The organism is uncultured Devosia sp. (genome assembly GCF_964244875.1).
Taxonomy (GTDB): Bacteria; Pseudomonadota; Alphaproteobacteria; order Rhizobiales; family Devosiaceae; genus Devosia.
Genome location: NZ_CAXTKA010000003.1, coordinates 109,521 through 131,477 on the forward strand (window position 1 = coordinate 109,521; position 21,957 = coordinate 131,477).

Consider the following 21,957-nt stretch of genomic DNA (forward strand, 5'->3'; position numbering starts at 1 on the left):
GGGCTAGCCTTCGAGGTTGTGGGCGCGGGGGCCGTGGAAATAGTCCTGCAGCCAGGGATGGGGACTGGCCCGCATTTGCGCCAGGGTCCCCGCCATCAACAGCTTGCCGTCCGCCAGGGCAACGATGCGGTCGCAGGCGGTCGCGAGGCTATCGAGATCATGGGTCACCATCAGCACGGTCAGATCCAGCGTATCGCGCAGCGTGACGATCAACTCGTCGAACTTGCCGGCGCCGATCGGATCGAGACCGGCTGTCGGCTCATCGAGAAACAGGATTTGCGGATCCAGCGCCAGCGCCCGCGCCAAAGCGGCCCGCTTGATCATGCCGCCCGAGAGTTCGGACGGATAGAGCAGTGCGGCAGACGCCGGCAGGCCCACCAGATCGAGCTTGACCCGGGCAATGGACCGCCGCAACGGCCCCGACAGATGCAGGTGCTCGCGCATCGGGAACTCGATATTTTCCTGCACCGTCAGCGAGGAAAACAGCGCGCCCTGCTGAAACAGGATGCCCCAGTTGCGCTGGGTCTCGGTCTGCTCGCGCCGGTTGAGCGCAGCATAATCGCGCCCCAGCATGCCCACGCTGCCCCCGCTATGCGGTAACAGCCCGATAATGGCGCGCAGGGTGACCGATTTGCCCGCCCCGGACGGCCCGATCAATCCCAGAATTTCGCCGCGCCGCATCTCGAAGGTCAAGCCGTTGATGACCGAACGGCCGCCAACCGCGACGACGAGGTCGCGGACCGTGACGACCGGCGCTGGTGCTGCGCTGTCCAGCATGGCTAAAATCCGATCGCGGCAAAGAACACGGCAAACAACCCGTCGGCGACGATGACCACAAAGATCGATTTGACCACCGAAGAGGTGGTGCGCCGTCCCAGCGCTTCGGACGAGCCTTCCACCTTCATGCCCTCGATGGAGGCGATGAGGCCAATCAGAAACGCCATGAACGGCGCCTTGATCATGCCCACCAACAGGCTGGTCGGCGTCATCACGTCGCGCAACCGGTCGATGAAGATATTGAACGGAACGTCACCATAATACCGGGCGACCAGCGCTGCACCCAACAGCCCCGCCATTGAGCCGACGAACGCCAATAGCGGCAGGCCGACCACCAGGGCCACGACGCGCGGCAGCAGCAGCGCCTGATACGGATCGACCCCCATGACGCGCAAGGCGTCGAATTCCTCGCGGATGCGCATCGCCCCGACTTCGGCGGTGATCGCGGAACCCGAGCGCCCGGCCACCATGATGGCCGCCAGCAGCACCCCGATTTCGCGGAACATCAGGATGGCCGCGAGGTCGACGACGAAGATCACCGCGCCAAAGGCCCGCAATTGCAGAATTGTCTGCTGGGTGATGATGGCGCCGACCACCACCGAGATCAGCGCCACGATGGGAATGGCGCGCAGCACGATCTGCTCGAACTGGTTGATGAAACTGGCAAAGCGCAGCGGCGCCTGCAGGCTCGCCGTGCGGCCCAGTGCGGCAAGGAGCCGGCCCTGCACCGCATTGGCGGCAAAGGCATCCTGGCCGCTGCCAATAATGATGCGGCCAAGCTGCTCGAACGGCACCAGAAGGATATTGCCGCGCGGACGCCGCGGCGATTCGCTCAGGTCGGACTGCCCGATTCGCTCCAGCAATCGCCGGTGCTGGTCCGAACCGCCGACCAGTTGCGCGCCGCCACCAGCGAGGCCGCGCTGGAAATTGCTCAACAGCCAGGCCCCGATCGTATCCAGCCTGCCGATATCGCCGATATCCAGGCGCACCGAACGCCCGGAATTCGGGGGTAATTGAAACCTGGTGAGTTCGGCTTCCAGGGACCCTGCGGTCGCCGACGTCCAGTCACCCGAACAGCGGATGATCTGTTCCGGTCCCGGTCTGTCGGCCAAACTTATCTGACGATCCATCGCAACTCTGGCTTCCGGCGGGCCGGATCGAACGCGCAAATCATCCCGCGCCAGCAAAAGGACATTTTGCGCTCCGGTTGGCAATCGTGGCCGTACGCTGGATGACCGATTTTGCGATTATGCGGTGCGATGGACACAATCGGAACCTTGCCGCCCTGCCCCGTGCCGAATCCTGCTAAGCAGGATCATGCCGGCCCAACGGCCTGCAGTTTCGCCAGGACATTTGCATGCCCGCCACGCCGCCTCATCCCAATCAATCATGACGGAACCGATCGATCCCGCGCTGGGGCGCCTGGGCTGGTCCGCCTTTTTCGCCGACCAGATCGGGCCGAAGGACATGGCGCTGGTCCCCCACCGCGTCGCCAATGTCCATCGGGCCCGGATGACAGGGCTGTCACCTACCGGCACGATGGCGCTGGTCCTGCCCGCGCATGCCAATACCGGTGACTATGCCGTGGGCGATTGGGTGCTGGTGCATCCGCACAGCGATCTGCTGGCGCGGCGGCTGGAGCGCCGCACGGTGCTGCAACGGCGCGGCGAAGGCGCCAGGAGCCCGCAACTGGCCGGCGCCAATATCGATACCTTGTTCATCGTCACCTCCTGCAACGCCGATTTCAACCCGGCCCGGCTGGAGCGCTATCTGGCGCTGGCCAACCAGGCAGGCACCGATCCGGTGATCGTCCTGACCAAGGCGGATACCGTGGACGATCCCCGCCCCTATGCGGAACAGGCCGCAGCGCTGCAGCGCGATCTTGCCGTCGTCACGCTCAACCCCCGCCTGCCGGATGCTGCAGCGGCGCTGGCGCCGTGGTCCGGACCAGGCCAGACCGTCGCCGTCATCGGCTCGTCGGGCGTCGGCAAATCGACGCTGGTCAACACCTTGGCGGGCCCCGACCAGGCGCTGCCCCAGCAAACCGGCGGCATCCGCGAACAGGACGCCAAGGGTCGCCACACCACCACCTCCCGTTCGCTGCATGCCATGGCCGGCGGTGGCTGGATCATCGATACGCCCGGCATCCGCACGCTGCATGTCAGCGATCTGGCTGAGGGCATCGACACGCTGTTCGCCGAAATCACCGACCTGGCGCCGCTGTGCCGGTTTCGCGATTGCACCCATGCGCACGAACCCGGCTGCGCCGTGCAGGCCGCCATAGCGGCCGGTTCGCTGGATCCCGAACGGTTGGCGCGCTGGCGCAAGCTCTCGGAGGAAAACCAGAGCAATACGCCGGCCCCAACCCGTCGCGGCAAGAAGCGCTGAGCCGCACTCAACCGTTGATGTCGATCGTCCACAGCACCGTCCAGGGACCAAGCCCCGTTTCATCGATGAACCCTTCCAGCCACACGCGGCGACCAAGAACGGGTGGCACGTTCTTTTGCGCCCGGCTGCTCAGGTTGAGGTAGAGCCGCAGCACCGAGCCGTCGCCCAATCTCCAGCCCACCAGCACGGAATTGTCACCCAGCACGTCGTAGTGGCTCGAAAAGCCGCCAATGCCCGGCAGCCGGGGCACGATTTCCCGGTTCCGCAAATCGATCAGCGTACGGTAATAAGCGAGCCAGTCGCTATGCTCCTCCTTGCCGAGCGCCGTCCAATCCAGCTTGGCCGATAGGAATGTCGCGATGCTGGTAGGATCAACCGCTTCGCTTACATCCGGTTTGTCAGGGTCTTCATGCTCGGGAGTGCCCTTGAGTTCCTCCTGGCGGCCCTCGCGGGCGATCTCGTGCAGGTCCAGCGGCAGGTCGGAAAAGAACGGAAAAGGCTCCCGAGCCGCCCATTCCTCGCCCATGAACAGCATGGGAATGTGCGGACCCAGCAGATAGATCGAGACCATTGCCTTGATCGCTTCGGGGCTTGCCAGTTCGGTGATCCGGTTGCCCTTGATGCGGTTGCCCACCTGATCATGGTTTTGCATGAAGTTCACGAATGCCGTGGCCGGTAGGCCGCCGCTCGGCTCGCCGCGTGGCTTGCCTTCGCGTTCCTTGAACTCCCCTTGATAAACGAAGCCTTCCGACAGGGCGCGCCCAAGCTTGTCCGCCCCAAATCCCAGATTATGGAAATCGGAATAATAGCCGGTGATCTCGCCGGTGGCGGCCGAATGCAGCAGATGGTGCAGGTCGTCGTTCCACTGCGCGTTGAAATGCACCGGCTCAAGGCCATTGTTGCGCTTGAGCCAGCGCGCCTGGTTCTCCGAATTCTCGACGATCAGATGGATATGGCGGTGCGGCCGGGCCGCGCGGGCGCGTGCCGCGACGATTTCCAGAATGTGCGTCGTGCTGTCGTCGATCATGGCGTGGACGGCGTCGAACCGCAGGCCATCCATATTGAACTCGGTGAGCCAGTAGATCGCGTTCTCGATGACCAGTTCACGCACTTCGGCGGCGCTCTCGCCATCGAAATTGATCGCTTCCCCCCAAGGGCTCTGGTGCGCCTTGGTGAAGATCGGTGCCAGCGCAGGCAGGCTGTTGCCGGTCGCGCCGAAGTGGTTGTAAACCACATCCAGAATGATCATGAGACCGCGCGCATGGGCGGCATCGACCAGCGCCTTGAGGTCCTCGGGCCGCCCATAAGCGGTGGCTGGCGCAAACCACAGCACCCCGTCATAGCCCCAGTTGAACGCGCCATAGGTCGCCGCCAGCGGCAGCAGCTGGATCGCGGTGACGCCGAGCGCTACCAGATGATCGAGATGCTTGATGACCGCCGCGAAAGTGCCGTCTGCGCTGAACGCGCCCACATGCAGTTCATAGATGACCGCCTCTTCCCACGGTCGCCCGCGCCATGCCGCATCGCTCCAGGCGAAAGCGGCCGGATCGATGACTTCGCTGAACCCTTCGATGCCATCGGGTTGATGGCGCGACGCGGGGTCGGCGATCTCGCGGCCGTCGGGCAGCACGTAACTATAGCGTGTCCCGGCCATGGCGCCTGGCACTTCAAGCCGGTGCCACCCTTCGCGCCGGGGCTCGAGGTCGAGCAGCTCGGACCGGCCCTCGAGCTTGAGCCGGACAGCTGGGCAATTGGGCGCCCAAAGCTTGAAGCGGGTTCCTGTCGTGCGCAGTTCGGCGCCAAAGCGCATCTTGTGGGCGCGCGCCGAATTGGTCTGGTAGCGCAGATTGTCAGGCACGGCGGGACTCCAGTCATGGTGCTCAACAGGATCGGGCGACGATGATCCGGGTGCGCTGGGGTTTCCAAGCATCGAGGACCTCCTGGGTGGTGCAGGCATGCAACTGCATGCCAAAGCGGCTTTCGTAGATACGCAGCATGGCGTCATGGGTTTCGTCGGCTGAACTGTACAGCGCATCTGTCGCAGCCAGATCGCCAAGGCAGATGCTCGCGCGTCACCTTGGCCCAGCGCAAGGCGCATACCGGTCCTTTTCCTCGGCAAACAGGCGCTGCATGTCGACGCAAATATGGGCACAGGACGTGCCGAGTGTTTCCAGGTCAGCCTGCGCCACCGTGTTATCTCCCGCCGAGGAAACAACTCCAGCCGACGTGCCCTGTTCCAGCAGCAGAAAGTGGGTCAGCAATGGTACGAAACGGACCGCCGCCCGCCTTGAACCTTTTACCGGTAGGGCGCCATCCATCCCAACCCGGCGCTCGTCGTGGTTTTCGGCTTGTATTCGCAGCCCACGAACCCGTCATATCCAAGCCTGTCCAAGGCAGCCAGCACATTGACGTAGCTGATTTCGCCCGTGCCCGGCTCGTGGCGTCCCGGATTGTCGGCGATCTGGATATGGGCGATCCGTCCGCGCAGCCGCTCATAGGTTGCCAGCAGGTCGCCCTGCGTAACCTGGGTGTGGTAGATGTCATATTGCAAAAACAGGTTATCCGACCCCACTGCCGCCAATATCTCCTCGGCATGATCGGTATGCGACACGAAGAACCCGGGCATGTCGCGCTGGTTGATCGGCTCCATCACCAGCCTGATTCCCGCCTCGGCCAGCCGGGGTGCCGCATGACGCAAATTGGCCACCAGCACCGATTGCAGACCCTCGCGTGCAACTCCGGTCGGCGCGATCCCCGCAAGGCAATTGAGCCTGGTGCAGCCCAGGGCCTGGGCATAGCGGATCGCTGTGGTCACGCTGGCCTCGAACTCCGCCACCCGGTCGGGCAGGCAGGCAATGCCGCGTTCACCGCCCGCCCAATCGCCCGCCGGCAGGTTGAACAGCGCCTGGACCAGATTGTGCCGCCGCAGCAATTCGGCGATCACCTCGGGGGCATGATCATAGGGCCCCACATATTCGACTGCTACAAAGCCATCGGCGGCCGCAGCGGCGAAGCGATCGAGAAACGGCACTTCCTGGTAGAGAAACGACAGGTTGGCTGAAAATCTGGGCACGGCAATCGCCTTAATTGTATTGCGGCTCGGGGCTTAGCCGCGGCATGCTGGAAATGGTGGGGCGGGCCCGGCCATCGCGACGGAAATCTGTGGGCGACATTCCCGCGATCTTGCGAAATGCCTTGTTGAAGGCGCTGAGCGAGCCGAATCCGCTATCCATCGCCACCTGCAGGATATTGGCATCGTCCAGCATCAGTTGCGCCTGGGCATAGCTCAGCCGCAGCAGGTTCACATATTCGTTGAGCGTCATGCCGGTGGATTTCTTGAACACGCTCATCGCATATTTGGGATGAATATCGGCCACCGCAGCGATATCGTTGCTGTCGATTTCCTCGCGGAAATTGTCGGCGATGAAGTCGCACAGTCTTACGATGATACGAGGTGAGTGCGGGTCCAGCCCGCTGTCGCGCGCGGCACCGGGCCGGTTCGAGGACACCAGGCGATATGGATCGAACCGCATCCGCTCCAGGCGCAGCAGCAGTTCTGCCACCGCCAGTTGCGCCTTGAGCGGATCCCCGGACGCGGCATAACTGTGCCAGCGTGCAAATGCCAGCGGGTCCGAGGCATCGGTGGCGTCGGTGACCAGGGTTGCCCCCTGCATCAACTGCTGGGGCACGCGCTCGGGCAGGCGCAAGCAGAAAAAATGCACCAGCGGCAGGTGTCCGCCGGCATAAACCAGATCGGCCGATGCCATGTCCAGCTGATGCGGCAGCCCGCCCCAGAACAGGGCCAGGTCACCCTGGCGCAAGGTGATCTCATGCCCGCTCATGCGGTAGTGCGCCCAGCCGCGCACGATGAAATTGACTTCGACCTGCGCATGCCAGTGCGGCGATCGCATCAGGGCCGGGGAGGAGTGGAACATGGTCAGGCGTGTCGGCAGGACTTCGACACCGTCGCTTTCGGGCACATAAAAGCGCTGAACCTGCATCTTACTTTCCGGCAACTGCGCATTCCTAAAGTGAGTGACAATGCTCACGAATTGGATAGCTTAGAAAGGGCTCGACATAAGAGCAAATTAAAAGGGAGGACTACAATGCGCATTAAACTTGCCTGCGCGACGCTGGCGCTCGCCACGGCCATGGCTTCTGGCTCTGCTTTTGCACAGTCCGGCGAAATCACCGTGTGGAGCTGGAACAGCGCTGCCCAATCGCTGCAGTCCACTGTCGAGGGCTTCAACAAGCAGTTTCCCGACGTCAAGGTGACGGTCGAGGACATCGGCAACCAGCAGGTGTTCGACAAGACCCTGGCAGGCTGTGCCGCCGGCGGCGAAGGCCTGCCGGACGTCGTTTCGGTAGAAAACGGCGAAGCCGAGATTTTCTGGAGCCAGTTCCCCGATTGCTTCGCGGACCTCAAGACGCTTGGCTACACCGCCGAGGACCAGGCCAAGTTCCCGGACTTCAAGCGTACCGAGCTTGAAGTGGGCGATGTCGCCTATGCCATGCCCTGGGATTCGGGCCCGGTGGTGATGTTCTATCGCCGCGACTTCTACGAAAAGGCCGGTGTCGATCCGGCAACGATCTCGACCTGGGACGATTTCATTGCCGCCGGCAAGAAAATCCAGGAAGCCAATCCCGGCGTCACCATGACCAATGCCGATTTCAACGGCGACACGGAATGGCTGCGCATGCTCGCCAACGAGCAGAGCTGTGCCTATTTCAGCAATGACGGGCAGTCCATCACCGTCAACCAGCCTGGCTGCGTCGCGGCGCTGACCAAGGTCAAGGAAATGAAGGATGCCGGCTTGATGAGCCCCGCCGACTGGGCCGGCAAGCTGACCAACAACGAAGCGGGCACGGTGGCGTCCCAGCTCTATGGCGGCTGGTATGAAGGCTCGCTGCGCCAGGCTGCGCCCTCGGGTGACGGCAAGTGGGGCGTCTACATGATGCCCAGCATGACCGCCGATGGTCCCCACGCCGCCAATCTGGGCGGCTCCTCGCTGGCCATCACTTCGGCTTCGCAGAACAAGGAAGCGGCCTACGCCTACGTCAACTACACCCTGGGCACTGTCGAGGGCCAGGTGAAGATGTTGTCCACGATGGGCCTGGTCCCCTCGCTCACCGCCGCCACCGAAGACCCCTATGTCGCCGAATCGCAGTCCTACTGGGGCGGCCAGGCGATCTGGAAGGACATCCTGAGCACCCTGCCCAAGATCGTTCCCAGCCGTGGCACCCCGTTCCAGAGCGATGCCGAGGCTATCGTGCGCTCGGTGCAGACCAGGTTCCTGGCCGGCGAATATGCCGATGCCAAGGCAGCACTGGACGATGCGGCCAACCAGATCGCTTCGGCGACCGGCCTGCCCCTCGCCGAATAATCTCCGCGATCCGCACCCTCGGGCTTGGCCCGGGGGTGTTTTGCACAATGCATGAACGCGCTTGGGTCAGGCCCGGGAGCGACTTCTGGTGGGCAACGGGACAGCAATAGCCCGGCCATCGATGGGAGGCTGATGTATGAAGCTGCGCAACCGCGTCGCCTACGGATTCTTGGCGCCATACCTGCTGATTTTCGCGGCCTTCTGGCTCTGGCCGATCATCAATTCCTTCCTCATCTCGTTCCAGGCGACGCGCACGGTGCCGTGGCGCTACGCACCGGCGATCAACTGGAGCCGGCTGATCGGGGACCCGGCGTTCTTCAACGCCTTCAAGAACACGATGATCATCCTGGTCATCCAGGTGCCGGTGATGATCGCGCTCGCCACTGTCATGGCGGTGCTGCTGAACTCGCCCCTGCTCAAGGCGCGCGGCCTGTTCCGCTTCGCCTTCTTCGCGCCCGTCGTGGTCGGCGAGGTCGCCTATTCCGCCGTGTTCCGGCTGATGTTCAATTTCGATTTCGGCATCATCAACAAGTTCCTCAACGCCGTGCATCTGCCCAGCATCGACTGGTTTTCCAACGTCACGCCCGCCATGGCGCTGCTGGTCATCGCCGTCACCTGGCGCTGGGCCGGCTACAACGCCATCATCATCCTGGCAGGGCTGCAGTCGATCCCCGAGGACGTCTATGAGGCGGCCACGCTCGACAAGGTCTCCAAGACCCGCCAGTTTTTCTACATCACCCTGCCCCTGCTCAAGCCCATCCTGTTGTTCTGCATCGTCCTGTCGATCATCGGCACCATGCAGTTGTTCACCGAACCCTTCCTGATCACCAATCGCGGCGGACCCGGCGGGGGCACCGAAACACTGGGCATTTTCCTTTATCGCCAGGGTTTTACCTCGCTCAACTTCGGCTATGCCTCGGCCATCGCCTACACCATGGCCGGGCTTGCCGTTGCCATCTCGCTGATCAATCTCTGGCTGGGGCGTGAACCGAAATGAAAAGCAAATCCAGCGCCGAACTCGTTCGCTCCATCGCCCTGCATGCCGTCATGACCCCGTTGGCCGTGCTCTGGCTGTTCCCGCTCTGGATGATGGCCATTTTCGCCACCATGCCCGACAACGGCATCTTCAGCCCCAGCATCGTGCTGCTGCCCTCGACCAATTTCATCAACAATTTCAATAATCTGCAGGCCGATACCGACTTCTTGCATGCCATGGGCGTGTCGATCTTCGTGGCGGTGACCTATACCATCCTGTCGGTCATGCTGACCTCCATGGCCGGCTGGGCCCTGGTGCGCTACCAGTTCCTGGGCAAGCGCCTGGTGGTGGCGATCATCCTGGGCACCATCACCCTGCCCTATGCCGTGGTGGTCATTCCCCAGTTCATCATGGTGGCGCGCGATTTCAAGCTCGCCAACACCTGGATCGCCCTGATCGTGCCGCCGCTGTTCAATTCGCTGGGCGTGTTGTTCATGCGCCAGGCCTTCACCATGATGCCGGGCGAGCTGTTCGATGCTGCCCGCGTCGAGGGCGTTAAGGAATGGCGCATATTCCTCCACGTCGCCCTGCCGCTGGCCCGCCCAACCTTGGCGGCACTGTCCATCATCCTGTTCCTGCATTCCTGGAACAATTACCTCTGGCCCCTGCTGATCAGCTCCAAGCCCGACGCGATGACCGCGCCCGTGGCCCTGGGCACCCTGATCGGGCTGACCAAGGTGAGCTGGGGCGGCATCATGGCCGGCGCCGTCATGCTCACCGCACCGATGCTGGTGGTCTTTATCTTCCTGCAGCGCCATTTCATTGCCGGCATCGCTGCCGGCGCCGTCAAATAGGAGAAGCGCAGATGGCCGGTGTTTCACTCAACAATGTCGTCAAGTCCTTCGGATCGGTCGAGATCATCCACGGCGTCAGCCTTGAGGTCGAGGATGGCGAGTTCGTCGTCTTCGTGGGTCCCTCGGGCTGCGGCAAGTCCACCCTGCTGCGCATGATCGCCGGCCTCGAGGACATTTCGGGCGGCGAGATCGATATCGCGGGCCGCCAGGTCAACGATGTCGAGCCGGCCGATCGCGGCATCGCCATGGTGTTCCAGAGCTATGCGCTCTATCCGCATATGACCGTCGAACAGAACCTCAGCTTTGGCCTGCGCATGAACGGCAACGACAAGGCCGATACCAACCGGCGGGTGCAGAATGCCGCCCGCATCCTGCAGATCGAGCCGCTGATGGCACGCCGCCCCAAGCAGCTTTCGGGTGGTCAGCGCCAGCGCGTCGCCATCGGCCGGGCCATCGTGCGCGAACCCCAGGTGTTCCTGTTCGACGAACCGCTCTCCAACCTCGATGCCGAACTGCGCGTGCAGATGCGCGTCGAAATCGCCCGCCTCCACAAGGAGCTGGGCACCACCATGATCTACGTCACCCACGACCAGACGGAGGCCATGACCCTGGCCGACAAGATCGTGGTGCTGCGCGACGGCATTATCGAGCAGGCCGGCCGCCCCCTCGACCTCTACGACGATCCGGCCAACCAGTTCGTCGCCGGCTTCATCGGCTCGCCCAAGATGAACTTCATGGCTGCCGTCGTGACCGCCGCCACCGCCGGTTCGCTGACGCTGGAGCTCACCAACCAGGGCAAGGCCAAAGTTAGCCTGCCCCTGTCCGGCCCGAAAGTCGGCGACAAGGTCACGCTCGGTGTCCGGCCCGAGCATTTCGGGCTGGCCGGCGCCGGCACCGCCGATATCACCGTCGATATCGACGTGGCCGAACATCTGGGCTCCACCAGTTACATCTACGCCAATACCAAGACCGGCGAGCAGCTCGTCATCGAGCGCGAAGAATCGCGCCATGAGCTCGATCGCAACAGCCTGACGGTCTCCATTGCCGCCGACCAGGCCTATTTGTTCGACAATTCCGGCAAGCGCATTCGCTAGCCGCACTAAAGTTTGAAGAAGGACCATTACTATGTCTGAAAAAATCCGCTGGGGCATTATCGGGCCGGGCAGCATCGCCAAGGCGTTCCATGGCGGCGTCGCCAATTCCAAACATGGCGTGCTGGCCGCGATCGCCACGCGCGATCCCAGCAAGCCCAGCCTGGCGACCGATTTTCCCGGCATCCGCGTCGTTCATGGCTATGACGCCCTGCTCGCCGATCCGGAAATCGACGCCGTCTATATCGCCGTGCCCCATACCGGCCATGCGGAATGGGCAATCAGGGCCGCCGAAGCCGGCAAGCATGTGCTGGTGGAAAAACCGTTCGCGCTCTCGTCCTTCGAGATCGACGCGGTGTTTCACGCCCACCGCAAGGCCGGCACCTTCGCCGGCGAAGCCTTCATGTACCGCGTCCACCCGCAGACCGCCAAGCTGGGCGAGTTGATCCGCTCCGGCGTGATCGGCGAAGTGCGCATGATCCAGTCGAGCTTCGGCTTTTCCATGGGCAAGTTCCAGCCGCAACACCGCCTGTTCGCGTCCAATCTGGCCGGCGGCGGCATTCTCGATGTCGGCGGCTATCCCGTATCGATGGCACGCTTCGTCGCCGGCCAGGCCATGGGCAAGCCCTTCGCCGATCCGGTCAAGGTGGCCGGCACGGCCAAGCTCAATGCAGAAGGCACCGACGATTGGGCAGCCGCCCTCCTGACTTTTGAAAACGGCATCGTCGCGCAGGTTTCCTGCGCCGTCATGGCCAATCTGGATAACGTGCTGCGCATCCATGGCTCGGAGGGGCGCATCGAAGTGCCCGACTTCTGGTTTGCCGGCGGCAACCGCGACCAGGGCCTCGGCCGCATCGACATCGTCAAGGGCGGCAAGACCGAGACCGTCAGCGTCAACGAAAGCGGTCACGTCTATTCCTTCGAGGCCGACGCGGCTGCCGAAGCCATCTTCGCTAAGCGTCAGGAACTTGCGGCGCCCGGCATGAGCTGGGCCGATAGCCTGGGCAATGCCCGCGTGCTCGACGCCTGGCGCAAGGATGCCGGCATCGAGTACAGCGTCGAAAAGCCCGCCGGGCGCGTCAACACGCTGGCCAATCGCCCGCTCGTTTCGGGCGGCACGGCCATTCCCAAGCGCTCGATTCCCGGCCTCGCGAAGCAGGCGTCCGCCGTAGCCCTGGGCTTTGAGGATTTCCGCACCTTCGCCTCGGGCGCCATCCTGCTCGACGCGTTCTGGGAAAAGGGCGGCAACCTGTTCGACACAGCCTTCGTCTATGGCGGGGGTTACACCGAAAAGCTGTTCGGCGAGTGGCACACCAGCCGGGGCACGCGCGAACAATCCGTGCTGATCGGCAAGGGTGCCCATAGCCCCCTGGTCTATCCCGACGTTATTGCCAAGCAGTTGACCCAGTCGCTCGATCGCCTGCAGACCGATTATGTCGACGTCTATTTCATGCACCGCGACAACCCGGACGTTCCGGTCGGCGAGTTCGTCGATGCCATGGATGCCGAGGTTAAGGCCGGTCGCATTCGCGGCCCGTTCGGCGGCTCGAACTGGACGCGCGAGCGCATGGACGCGGCCATCGCCTATGCCGACAAGGCCGGCAAGCAGCGCCCCGGCGCCCTGTCCAACAATTTCGCCCTGGCTGAAATGATCGACCCTATCTGGGCCGGCTGCGTCACCGCCTCGACGCCGGAGTGGAAAACCTGGCTCAACGATCGCCAGGTCACCAATTTCTCCTGGTCGAGCCAGGCCCGCGGCTTCTTCACCGAGCGTGCCGGCCGCGACAAGACCGACAACGAGGAACTGGTCCGCGTCTGGTACAACGACCAGAACTTCGGCCGCCGCGACCGGGCAATCGAGCTGGCCAACAAGCTCGGCAAATCCCCCATTCACATCGCCCTCGCCTATGTCCTGGCGCAACCCTTCCCCAGCATCCCGCTGATCGGACCGCGCACCCTGCACGAACTCGACGACAGCATCAAAGCCTTCGACATCAAGCTGACCCCGGCAGACCTGCAATGGCTTGAAAACGGCTAGGCGTTCAGGTTCCTGCCCGCCTTGCGCCGTTCATCACCCTCGGGCCCAGCCCGAGGGCGTTTTGTTAAGCCCTGCAATCAGCCCCATTTGATGCAGGTCGCACACGGAGCGGGATGAAAAGCGCGCCGCGCTCATCTTGAGCGGATCGGAAGCGAATGTGCCCTTGCCCGCTCGCCCCCATCACCCCTATGGTCGCCCTATGATCTGGGATATCGCCGCCTTCATCCTTCAAGCCATTCTTGCCTTCGTCGTATCGACGGCACTGTTCGACGCCCTGCATTGGGTGCTCCATCGCTGGGAGGGGTCGCGCTTCGGGCTGTTGCGCACCTTTTCGTCCTGGCATTGGGTGCACCACAAGTTTCTTGGCCGCGACATGCAGATCAATCCGGCCTATGTGCAGCAGAATCTCTGGCTCCATATCCTGCCCGAATATCTGACCTCGATCGTCGGCACGCTGCTCTTCCTCGTGCTCTTCCCCTGGCCGCCCGTCGCGCTTGTGGTCGCGGTCCGCACTGCCATGCTGGCCATGACGCTCAAGGAAGAAGGGCTGGACTACAACCACATGTCCATGTCGCGCGTCGGCGGCCGGCAGGGCCTGCTCTGGGTGGACAACAATTACCACGCCATGCACCACGTCTATCCGCAGGCCTTCTTTTCGTCCTTCGCCAATGTTTTCGATCTCCTGTTCGGCACTGGCAACCAGATCAGCGGCCGCCGCTTCCTGGTCACCGGCGCCGGTGGCGCCTTTGGCTCCGCCATGGTGGAACAATTGATCAAAGCCGGCGGCGTGGTTGAAACCGCCAAGTCCGGCCGGGATTTCTCCGCCGGCAATTACGCCGCCATGCGCGAAAAACTGGCGCGTGCCGATGTCCTCGTGCTCGCCCATGGCGCCAAGTCCGAGGACACCTGGAACGCCAATGTCGTCACCTTCACCGACTTGATCGATCTGTTTACCGCCCTGGGCGCCACCCGCCTGGCCCCGCCCGAAGTGTGGGCGCTTGGCTCCGAAATCGAACTGCACGGCGACATGGGCATGGACGAGCTCAAAGCCTATTCGCTGTCCAAACGCGCCTTTGCCGCCCGGGCCCGCGATTATTACCGCTCCGATGCCCTGCTCTATCGCCACATCGTACCCTCGTCCTTCACCTCGCCCATGGGCAAGGGCGCCATGAGCGCCGCCACCGCTGTGGCCATCGCGCTGTTCTTCATCCGCCGGGGCGTCAAATACGTGCCCGTCACCCTGACCGGCATGGCCCTGCTCAACTATTTCCGCTTCCGCTACTTCCAGAAGCCGGCGCCCGCAGCCCTTGAGCTGGCGGAATAGCCTAGGGCACCGCGATCACCTTGATGTCTCCCGCCGCCGCCGGCGCGCCGACCACGCCCGGCACGTCGTCCAGCCCGATCGTGCGGCTGATCAGCCGGTCCAGCTCCAGCGTGCCCGCCGCAACCATGTCGGCCGCGCGCTGATGCGTGAACGGATTGAGCCAGGCGCTTTCGATCCGCAATTCGTTGACCAGCAGGTCGAACGGCACCACCGGCACCGCCACGCCCGCCGGCATCACTCCGAACAACACGAACGCCCCGCCCCGGCGCGCCATGCGCAATCCCTGCACGAACGTCTCCGGCACGCCGGCGCATTCCAGCACCACATCAGCCCCGCCGCCAACCGCGTCGCGCAGTGCCGCCACCGGCTCGTCCGCCGGATCGATCGCTTCGGTTGCCCCCAGGCTGATCGCCACCGCGCGCCTTACCGGCTGGCGCGTCACCATGGCAATCCGCCTCGCCCCGGCTCGCGCCGCCAATTGCACCATCAATAGCCCGATCACCCCGCCACCCAGCACCGCCACGCTGTCGCCCGGCTGGATCCGCGCCACGTCCAGCCCGTGCAGGCAGCACGCCAACGGTTCGCAAAATGCCCCATGCAGCGGATCGAGATCGCCCGGCAGCCCATAGGCCTGCCCCTCCGGCACGATCACACAATCGGCAAATCCGCCATCGCGAAACACCCCTATCGCCGTTAGCTTGTCGCATAGATTGGGCCGCCCTTCGCGGCATCGTGCGCACCAGCCACAGGCGATATTCGGATCGCCCGTCACCCGTTCGCCGCCCCGAAACCGGCTCACTCCCTCGCCCACCTCCGCCACGATGCCACAGAATTCATGCCCCAGCGTCACCGGCAAGGCCGTCGGATATTCCCCCTTGAACATGTGCCGGTCCGAGCCGCATATGCCCACCGCCTCCACCCGCACCAGCAGCTCTCCCGGCCCCGGCCGCGGCTTTGCGACCTCGCGTAGCGCCAGCGTCCTGATCGCCTCCAGCCGTGCCGCCCGCATCCTGCCCTCCATTTTTCCCGATTTTGGCGTATCCTTGCGTTGCCGCCCAGCGATTCCCACGGCCCCGAGAGCGCGATGACCTCACCCTACGATCCCGCCAACATCTTCGCCAAAATCCTGCGCGGCGAAATTCCCGCCCACAAGGTCCACGAAGACGCCGCCTCCCTGGTCATGATGGACCTCTTCCCCCAGTCGCGCGGCCACCTGCTGGTCATTCCCAAGGCGCCCGCGCGCAACCTGCTCGATGCTGATCCGGCCATCCTCGCCACCATCATGCCGCTGCTCCAGCGCGTCGCCAAGGCCCTCCTTGCCGCCACCGGCGCCGATGGCCTGCGCCTTGCCCAGTTCAACGAAGCTCCCGCCGGGCAAACCGTGTTCCACCTCCACTTCCACCTGATCCCGGTCTATGGCGATGCCCCCCTTGCCCCCCACGCCGCCGGCAAGGCTGACGACACGGAACTCGCCGCCCTGGCCAAGGCCATCGCCGACCAGCTTTGAGCCGTCGCGGCAGCGGCGCCTCGTAAAGGCACAACGGTGCACCAAAACAAAAGGCCGGGATCGCTCCCGGCCTTCGTCATTCCTGATTGGTGCAAGACCTAGTTGTCTTTTTCCGCCGTAGCCTTGGACTTTTTCGGGCGCGGCAGGGCTTTCGGCTTGGCCGGGCGCGGCGGCACCGCCACCAGTTCCAGCTTGGCCTCCGTTCCCTCGCCAACGACCGCCACGGTCACCGAACCGCCATTGACCAGTTCGCCGAACAACACCTGCTCGGCCAGAGGCTTCTTAACGTATTCCTGGATCACCCGACCCAGTGGCCGTGCGCCCATCCGCTCGTCATAGCCATGCTCGGCCAGCCAATCGGCCGCTTCCGGCGTCAGGTTGATGGTTACGCCGCGCTCGGCCAATTGGCCCTCGAGCTGCAGCACGAACTTCTCGACCACGCGGCGCACAACTTCGCGCGGCAGTGGCGCGAACGAGATGATCGCGTCCAGCCGATTGCGGAATTCCGGCGTAAACAGCCGGTTGATCGCCTCTTCGTCGTCGCCCTGCTCGCGCTTGCGGCCGAAGCCGATCGGGCTCTTCTGCAAGTCCATAGCACCGGCATTGGAGGTCATGATCAGGATGACATTGCGGAAATCCACTTGCTTGCCATTATGGTCGGTCAGCTTGCCATGGTCCATCACCTGCAACAGGATGTTGTAGAGGTCCGGATGCGCCTTCTCGATTTCGTCGAGCAGCACCACGCAGTGTGGATGCTGGTCCACGCCATCGGTCAAGAGCCCGCCCTGGTCGAACCCGACATAGCCCGGAGGCGCGCCGATCAGGCGGCTGACCGTGTGCCGCTCCATATATTCGGACATGTCGAACCGCAGCAGTTCCACCCCCAGCGTATCGGCCAACTGCTTGGCCACCTCCGTCTTGCCGACGCCGGTCGGTCCGGTGAACAGATACGAGCCGATCGGCTTTTCCGGTTCGCGCAACCCCGCGCGGGCCAGCTTGATCGCCGAAGCCAGCGCCGTGATCGCCACATCTTGCCCGAACACCACGGTGCGCAGGTTGGATTCAAGGCTTCCCAGCATTTCAGCATCCGATTTGCTGACCGATTTGGGCGGAATGCGCGCGATCGTGGCAATGGTCGCCTCGATGTCCTCGACATCGATCACCGCCTTGCGCTGATCCGCCTTGAGCAGCATCTGGCTGGCTCCGGTCTCGTCGATCACGTCGATCGCCTTGTCGGGCAGCTTGCGGTCGTTGATGTAACGCGCGCTAAGCTCCACCGCCGCCTTGAGCGCTTCGTCGGTATACTTGATCTTGTGGAACTCTTCGAAATACGGCCGCAGCCCCTTAACGATCTCGATCGCATCGGGAATCGATGGCTCGTTGACATCGATCTTCTGGAACCGCCGCACCAGCGCCCGGTCCTTCTCGAAGAACTGGCGATATTCCTTATACGTGGTCGAGCCAATGCACCGGATCGCTCCGCTTGCCAGCGCCGGCTTGAGCAGGTTTGAAGCGTCCAGCGCCCCGCCCGAGGTCGCGCCCGCACCGATCATGGTATGGATTTCATCGATGAACAACACGGAATTGGGCAGCTTCTCCAATTCCTTCATCACGGCCTTGAGGCGTTCCTCGAAATCGCCGCGATAACGCGTGCCCGCCAGCAGCGAGCCCATGTCGAGCGAATAGATCACCGCTTCCTTGAGCACTTCGGGCACGTCGCCCTCGATGATCTTACGGGCCAGTCCCTCGGCAATCGCGGTCTTGCCCACGCCGGCATCGCCCACATAGATCGGGTTGTTCTTGGATCGGCGGCACAGCACCTGGATGGTGCGGCGCAATTCGGTGTCGCGCCCGATCAGCGGATCGATCTTGCCGGCGCGTGCCTTGGCATTCAGATCAACACAGAAATCGGCCAGCGCCGAGCTCTTGGCGTTCTCGCCGCGCCCGCCTTCGCCTTGGCCTTCGTTACCGTCATCGGCTCCGCGCACTTTGCGCTCCTCGCTGGCACCCGATTTGGTAATGCCGTGGCTAATGAAGTTGACCGCGTCCAGCCGACTCATATCCTGCTGTTCGAGGAAATAGGCGGCATGGCTTTCGCGTTCCGCAAAAATCGCCACCAGTACGTTTGCGCCCGTTACCTCTTCGCGCCCCGATGATTGCACATGGATCACCGCGCGCTGGATCACCCGCTGGAACGCGGCTGTCGGCCGCGCATCCTGGCCATTGGCCACGATCAGGCTGTCCAGCTCTTCATTGATGAAGTCTTCGAGGTCGCTCTTGAGTGCGTCGACGTCGACATCGCAGCCGGTCAGCACCGCGATGGTCTCCCGGTCGTCGGTCAGCGCCAGCAGCAGATGCTCGAGCGTTGCGAACTCGTGGTTGCGCTCTCGCGCCAGGTTCATCGCCTGATGCAGCGCTTTTTCAAGTCCGCGGGAAAATGAGGGCATGAGATGTTCCTATTGTTTTTCCATCACGCATTGCAGCGGATGCTGATTTTTGCGTGCAGTATCCATCACCCGGGTCACCTTGGTTTCGGCGACCTCGTATGGAAAGACGCCGCATTCACCCACCCCCTTTTGGTGAACATGCATCATGACCTGCATGGCCTCTTCACGCGATTTGTTGAAAACGTCCTGCAGCACGAGGACGACGAACTCCATCGGCGTGTAATCGTCGTTCAGCAGCAAAACCCGGTAGAGGTTCGGCCGCTTGGTCTTGGTGCGCGTCTTGGTGGCGGTTCCGGTCTGATTGCCGCCCCCGCCATCCTTGTCGGCGCCATCGTCCTTGGGCCCCGCCCACGCCTGTCCGGCGGATTGCCGCGCCGGGCTTCCCGCATCGTGAATCTGGACGTCGAAGGGCAATGGGGGCATCGGGGATACATCTGTCGTGGGAAAACGAAGCAGCATGGTGGACCCATTATGTAGGCAAAAAAGCCTCGCTGTTAAGGCCCAATCCTTCTCTAATTCGTGAGCGGCCGAACCAGCCTCGATTGTGACGCGTATTGTTACCCCAAAAATCTCGCCCTGTTGTACGCCGCACAATTTTGTGCGATCAATGGTTTGTTGAGGCCATCATGAAACGCGATCAACTGCTTCCAAAGCTTGGCAAGAATGCCAAGGCACTTGGTTTGCGTCTTGAGGAGAATATGGCGCGCGGCAAGGGCGGCCATTGCGTGGTGCGTTGCAACGGCAAGTTCACCGTTATCAAGTCCGGCGAAATCACCCCCTTAATGGAGCAGATTATTCTCCGACAGTTGGGCTTGTAGCCGAGTTTCGGGGCAGGAGATCGAAATGCAGTATTTGGGTCACTTCACTCCCGATGGCGACGGCTTCATCGTCACGTTCCCGGCTTTCCCTGAGGCCAATACTGCCGGACACGATGAAGCCGAGGCACTCGACAACGCTCGCGATGCGTTGGAAGTCACCGTACTGACCTACACCAAGGACAATCGCAACCTTCCGCCGTCCGATCAAGATTCGGTTACGGAAGGCCTATACCATCGCATTTCAATTTCTGCGGCGGTCTTGGCGAAGCTGTCTTTCATCCAGGCCTTTCGCGCGTCCGGAATGACTCGATCCGGTCTTGCCGCACGTCTTGGAAAAGGCGAAAACGAAGTTCGCCGCATGCTGGATCCCTATCACGCAACAAAGCTGCGCACGATCGAGAACGGGTTGCTCGTTTTGGGCAAGCGTCTGGTTATCACCGTCGAAGCCGCCTGATCCGCACCCGCCCACCGCACAATTCGGCCCATCATAGGCAGTGGCCTTAGTGCTTGCCGGCCCATTGTGCGGTCTTCGGACTATTCCGTCGCCATTCTCCACATCACTGCCAAAATCATTTGCATTTTACACAATGGTAACGGGGTGCGGCTAGATTGCCGCGGTGACGGATGGCTGGGCGGCGTGGGGGCTACGTCGGGCATCCAGCTTTTGTTGGTTGTGTACGGGCGGCGTTGTGCCCGAGATTATGTTGGAGTACCGGGTGGTTTCCCAGGCAATTTCCCCTTGGCGCGGTCTTGTTACGCGCACCCTTGCCGCGGTTCTGGTGTCCTTCGCGCTCCTGGCGCACATGGCCGGCCCTGCCGAGGCCATCGAAAATCTTCGTAAATATGCCGGCATCGTGGTCGATGCCAAATCCGGCAAGGTGATGTATGAGGAAGCCGCCGACAGCCGGCGCTATCCAGCCTCCATCACCAAGGTGATGACGCTCTATATCCTGTTCCAGGAGCTTTCGGCCGGCAACCTGCGTCTCTCCACCAAGATGACCGTATCGCGCCATGCCGCCGCCGCCGTGCCCACCAAGCTGGGCCTGCGCGCCGGCGCCACCATCACGGTGGAAGATGCCATCAAGTCAATCGTCACCATTTCGGCCAACGACATGGCCCGCGTGATTGCCGAACACATCTCCGGCTCGGAAGAAAAATTTGCCGAGCGCATGACCGCCACCGCCCGGGCGCTCGGCATGCGCAACACCACCTATCGCAATGCCTCGGGCCTGCCCGACGGCGGCCAGCTCACCACCGTGCGTGACCAGGCGATCCTGGGCATCGCCGTCTACCAGCATTTCCCCAACTACTACGAATTCTTCCAGACCCGCAGCTTCAGCTATGGCCGCCGCACCTATGGCAATCACAACCGCGTGCTCGGCTACATGAACGCGGTGGACGGCATCAAGACCGGCTACATCAACGCCGCCGGCTCAAATCTGCTGACTGCCGCTCGCAAGGACAATCGCCACATCGTCGTCGTCGCCTTCGGTTTCAACACCGCCGGTGGCCGCGACCAGAAGGTGCGCGAACTGGTCGCCACCTACCTGCCCAAGGCGCGCCAGGGCAATTACCTGCAAACCGCCCAGATTCCGCAGCCGGGCCGCCAGGGCAATATCCAGGTCGCGGTGGCACAATCTCCCTCTTCCGGCCCCGTCTTCGTCGTGCCCATGCCCCTGCCCGGTTTCCGGCTGGCGCAATTGGTGGCCGCCAACGGTGCGCAGCCGCAGCCCCAGCAGATCCCCTTCCAGCAGGCCGTGCCTGAAGTCATTGTCGCCAATGCGGCGCCCGCTCCGGCGCCCATGCCGGCCGATCTGGGCCTGCAACCCGCCGTTCAGGCCGCCAATATCCTGGCGGCACCCAGCCAGGCTCCGCAGCCTGCCTATCCGAGCCAGGATGTCATCGGCGCCTGGCTCAGCGATACCTATAGCCTGGGCGCGCCGCCATCGGCCCTTGGCCAGACGCAGCCCTCCGCCCCCCTGCTGCCGCCTGTCGGCGTCGGCTCGGATGGGCAGTCCGTCGATCCGCTGACCAGCCAGTCGATCGGTACCGCCGCTAATGACAACAAGGCCGCCATCCCGCCCGGTGGCTGGATCGTCCAGATCGGCGCCGCGCCCTCCGAGATCAATGCCCAGGGCATGCTGACCGACGCCGCCGGCAAGGTCGCCACGCTCAGCGATTTCCGCTCCTACGTCGAGCGCTTCGAAAAGAACGGCCAGGTTTTCTACCGCGCCCGGTTTGTCGGTTTCGGCGGCCGCGATGCCGCGACCGACATGTGCAACAAGCTCAAGCAGCAGAGCCTCTCGTGCCTGGCCCTGCAAGGGTGAACGCATAAAACAAATAACGAGTTGGG

Annotated in this window: 19 protein-coding genes; 11 read left to right on the forward strand and 8 right to left on the reverse strand. The window is 63.1% G+C overall.

What is annotated here, in order from left to right; translation table 11 throughout:
• Positions 1-3 precede the first annotated feature (3 nt).
• Together ACFE8X_RS05230 and ACFE8X_RS05235 are read right to left on the reverse strand one after the other, a co-directional pair.
• On the reverse strand, positions 4-777 hold the full coding sequence (locus tag ACFE8X_RS05230; protein WP_375450394.1) for an ABC transporter ATP-binding protein: 774 nt from the start codon (positions 775-777) through the stop codon (positions 4-6).
• A 2-nt stretch (positions 778-779) separates the two neighbouring features.
• A complete protein-coding gene (locus ACFE8X_RS05235; protein WP_375450395.1) occupies positions 780-1,766 on the reverse strand; it encodes an MlaE family ABC transporter permease in 987 nt (328 codons plus the stop codon).
• A 400-nt stretch (positions 1,767-2,166) separates the two neighbouring features.
• Here ACFE8X_RS05235 and rsgA point away from each other — a divergent pair, with 400 nt between their 5' ends.
• Positions 2,167-3,165: a ribosome small subunit-dependent GTPase A gene (gene rsgA / locus ACFE8X_RS05240; protein ID WP_375450396.1), complete on the forward strand. Its 999-nt coding sequence runs from the start codon at positions 2,167-2,169 to the stop codon at positions 3,163-3,165.
• 7 nt (positions 3,166-3,172) lie between these two features.
• Here rsgA and treZ read toward each other — a convergent pair whose 3' ends face one another.
• From treZ to ACFE8X_RS05255, 3 genes are all read right to left on the reverse strand, one after another.
• Positions 3,173-5,023 (reverse strand): malto-oligosyltrehalose trehalohydrolase, encoded by a 1,851-nt coding sequence (gene treZ / locus ACFE8X_RS05245; RefSeq protein WP_375450397.1) that lies wholly within the window; start codon positions 5,021-5,023, stop codon positions 3,173-3,175.
• 438 nt (positions 5,024-5,461) lie between these two features.
• Complete coding sequence (otnI, locus tag ACFE8X_RS05250; RefSeq protein ID WP_375450398.1) at positions 5,462-6,238, reverse strand: 2-oxo-tetronate isomerase; 777 nt, start codon at positions 6,236-6,238, stop codon at positions 5,462-5,464.
• Between the two features lie 10 nt (positions 6,239-6,248).
• On the reverse strand, positions 6,249-7,166 hold the full coding sequence (locus tag ACFE8X_RS05255) for a helix-turn-helix domain-containing protein (protein WP_375450582.1): 918 nt from the start codon (positions 7,164-7,166) through the stop codon (positions 6,249-6,251).
• A 105-nt stretch (positions 7,167-7,271) separates the two neighbouring features.
• Between ACFE8X_RS05255 and ACFE8X_RS05260 the strand changes: the two genes are divergently transcribed.
• From ACFE8X_RS05260 to ACFE8X_RS05285, 6 genes are all read left to right on the forward strand, one after another.
• Positions 7,272-8,549: an ABC transporter substrate-binding protein gene (locus ACFE8X_RS05260; protein ID WP_375450399.1), complete on the forward strand. Its 1,278-nt coding sequence runs from the start codon at positions 7,272-7,274 to the stop codon at positions 8,547-8,549.
• 136 nt (positions 8,550-8,685) lie between these two features.
• Positions 8,686-9,546 (forward strand): carbohydrate ABC transporter permease, encoded by an 861-nt coding sequence (locus ACFE8X_RS05265; RefSeq protein WP_375450400.1) that lies wholly within the window; start codon positions 8,686-8,688, stop codon positions 9,544-9,546.
• Positions 9,543-10,379: a carbohydrate ABC transporter permease gene (locus ACFE8X_RS05270; RefSeq protein WP_375450401.1), complete on the forward strand. Its 837-nt coding sequence runs from the start codon at positions 9,543-9,545 to the stop codon at positions 10,377-10,379. Before ACFE8X_RS05265 ends, ACFE8X_RS05270 begins: the two co-directional genes overlap by 4 nt.
• An 11-nt stretch (positions 10,380-10,390) precedes the next feature.
• Positions 10,391-11,473 carry an ABC transporter ATP-binding protein gene (locus ACFE8X_RS05275; protein WP_375450402.1) on the forward strand — a complete coding sequence of 361 codons (1,083 nt, stop codon included), beginning with the start codon at positions 10,391-10,393 and terminating at the stop codon, positions 11,471-11,473.
• Positions 11,474-11,498: 25 nt separating this feature from the next.
• Positions 11,499-13,508 carry an aldo/keto reductase gene (locus ACFE8X_RS05280; RefSeq protein WP_375450583.1) on the forward strand — a complete coding sequence of 670 codons (2,010 nt, stop codon included), beginning with the start codon at positions 11,499-11,501 and terminating at the stop codon, positions 13,506-13,508.
• 199 nt (positions 13,509-13,707) lie between these two features.
• Positions 13,708-14,832, forward strand: a complete 1,125-nt coding sequence (locus ACFE8X_RS05285) for a hypothetical protein (RefSeq protein WP_375450403.1) — start codon at positions 13,708-13,710, stop codon at positions 14,830-14,832.
• 1 nt (position 14,833) lies between these two features.
• On the opposite strand, the gene ACFE8X_RS05290 is transcribed toward ACFE8X_RS05285, so the two are convergent.
• Entirely contained in the window at positions 14,834-15,841 is a 1,008-nt protein-coding gene (locus tag ACFE8X_RS05290) for a zinc-dependent alcohol dehydrogenase family protein (protein ID WP_375450404.1), read from the reverse strand.
• Positions 15,842-15,916: 75 nt separating this feature from the next.
• Between ACFE8X_RS05290 and ACFE8X_RS05295 the strand changes: the two genes are divergently transcribed.
• The gene (locus tag ACFE8X_RS05295; protein ID WP_375450405.1) at positions 15,917-16,339 is read left to right on the forward strand and encodes an HIT family protein; all 423 of its coding nucleotides are present in this window, start codon (positions 15,917-15,919) and stop codon (positions 16,337-16,339) included.
• Between the two features lie 98 nt (positions 16,340-16,437).
• Here ACFE8X_RS05295 and clpA read toward each other — a convergent pair whose 3' ends face one another.
• Together clpA and clpS are read right to left on the reverse strand one after the other, a co-directional pair.
• On the reverse strand, positions 16,438-18,786 hold the full coding sequence (gene clpA / locus ACFE8X_RS05300) for an ATP-dependent Clp protease ATP-binding subunit ClpA (protein ID WP_375450406.1): 2,349 nt from the start codon (positions 18,784-18,786) through the stop codon (positions 16,438-16,440).
• Positions 18,787-18,795: 9 nt separating this feature from the next.
• Positions 18,796-19,209 carry an ATP-dependent Clp protease adapter ClpS gene (gene clpS / locus ACFE8X_RS05305; protein ID WP_375450407.1) on the reverse strand — a complete coding sequence of 138 codons (414 nt, stop codon included), beginning with the start codon at positions 19,207-19,209 and terminating at the stop codon, positions 18,796-18,798.
• A 203-nt stretch (positions 19,210-19,412) separates the two neighbouring features.
• On the opposite strand from clpS, the gene ACFE8X_RS05310 reads away from it, so the two are divergent.
• From ACFE8X_RS05310 to ACFE8X_RS05320, 3 genes are all read left to right on the forward strand, one after another.
• Positions 19,413-19,604, forward strand: coding sequence for a hypothetical protein (locus ACFE8X_RS05310; RefSeq protein WP_375450408.1), 192 nt, complete (start codon positions 19,413-19,415; stop codon positions 19,602-19,604).
• 25 nt (positions 19,605-19,629) lie between these two features.
• The gene (locus ACFE8X_RS05315; RefSeq protein ID WP_375450409.1) at positions 19,630-20,058 is read left to right on the forward strand and encodes a type II toxin-antitoxin system HicB family antitoxin; all 429 of its coding nucleotides are present in this window, start codon (positions 19,630-19,632) and stop codon (positions 20,056-20,058) included.
• 262 nt (positions 20,059-20,320) lie between these two features.
• Complete coding sequence (locus ACFE8X_RS05320; RefSeq protein WP_375450410.1) at positions 20,321-21,931, forward strand: serine hydrolase; 1,611 nt, start codon at positions 20,321-20,323, stop codon at positions 21,929-21,931.
• The last annotated feature ends 26 nt before the right edge of the window (positions 21,932-21,957 follow it).

Excerpts from the sequence above, each read along its gene's own strand:
- ACFE8X_RS05270 (WP_375450401.1), top strand. The coding sequence starts at position 9,543 with ATGAAAAGCAAATCCAGCGCCGAACTCGTTCGCTCCATCGCCCTGCAT.
- ACFE8X_RS05315 (WP_375450409.1), top strand. The coding sequence starts at position 19,630 with ATGCAGTATTTGGGTCACTTCACTCCCGATGGCGACGGCTTCATCGTC.
- ACFE8X_RS05260 (WP_375450399.1), top strand. The coding sequence starts at position 7,272 with ATGCGCATTAAACTTGCCTGCGCGACGCTGGCGCTCGCCACGGCCATG.
- ACFE8X_RS05275 (WP_375450402.1), top strand. The coding sequence starts at position 10,391 with ATGGCCGGTGTTTCACTCAACAATGTCGTCAAGTCCTTCGGATCGGTC.
- rsgA (WP_375450396.1), top strand. The coding sequence starts at position 2,167 with ATGACGGAACCGATCGATCCCGCGCTGGGGCGCCTGGGCTGGTCCGCC.
- clpS (WP_375450407.1), bottom strand. The coding sequence starts at position 19,209 with ATGCCCCCATTGCCCTTCGACGTCCAGATTCACGATGCGGGAAGCCCG.
- ACFE8X_RS05255 (WP_375450582.1), bottom strand. The coding sequence starts at position 7,166 with ATGCAGGTTCAGCGCTTTTATGTGCCCGAAAGCGACGGTGTCGAAGTC.
- ACFE8X_RS05290 (WP_375450404.1), bottom strand. The coding sequence starts at position 15,841 with ATGCGGGCGGCACGGCTGGAGGCGATCAGGACGCTGGCGCTACGCGAG.
- ACFE8X_RS05295 (WP_375450405.1), top strand. The coding sequence starts at position 15,917 with ATGACCTCACCCTACGATCCCGCCAACATCTTCGCCAAAATCCTGCGC.
- ACFE8X_RS05265 (WP_375450400.1), top strand. The coding sequence starts at position 8,686 with ATGAAGCTGCGCAACCGCGTCGCCTACGGATTCTTGGCGCCATACCTG.
- ACFE8X_RS05285 (WP_375450403.1), top strand. The coding sequence starts at position 13,708 with ATGATCTGGGATATCGCCGCCTTCATCCTTCAAGCCATTCTTGCCTTC.
- clpA (WP_375450406.1), bottom strand. The coding sequence starts at position 18,786 with ATGCCCTCATTTTCCCGCGGACTTGAAAAAGCGCTGCATCAGGCGATG.
- ACFE8X_RS05310 (WP_375450408.1), top strand. The coding sequence starts at position 19,413 with ATGAAACGCGATCAACTGCTTCCAAAGCTTGGCAAGAATGCCAAGGCA.
- ACFE8X_RS05230 (WP_375450394.1), bottom strand. The coding sequence starts at position 777 with ATGCTGGACAGCGCAGCACCAGCGCCGGTCGTCACGGTCCGCGACCTC.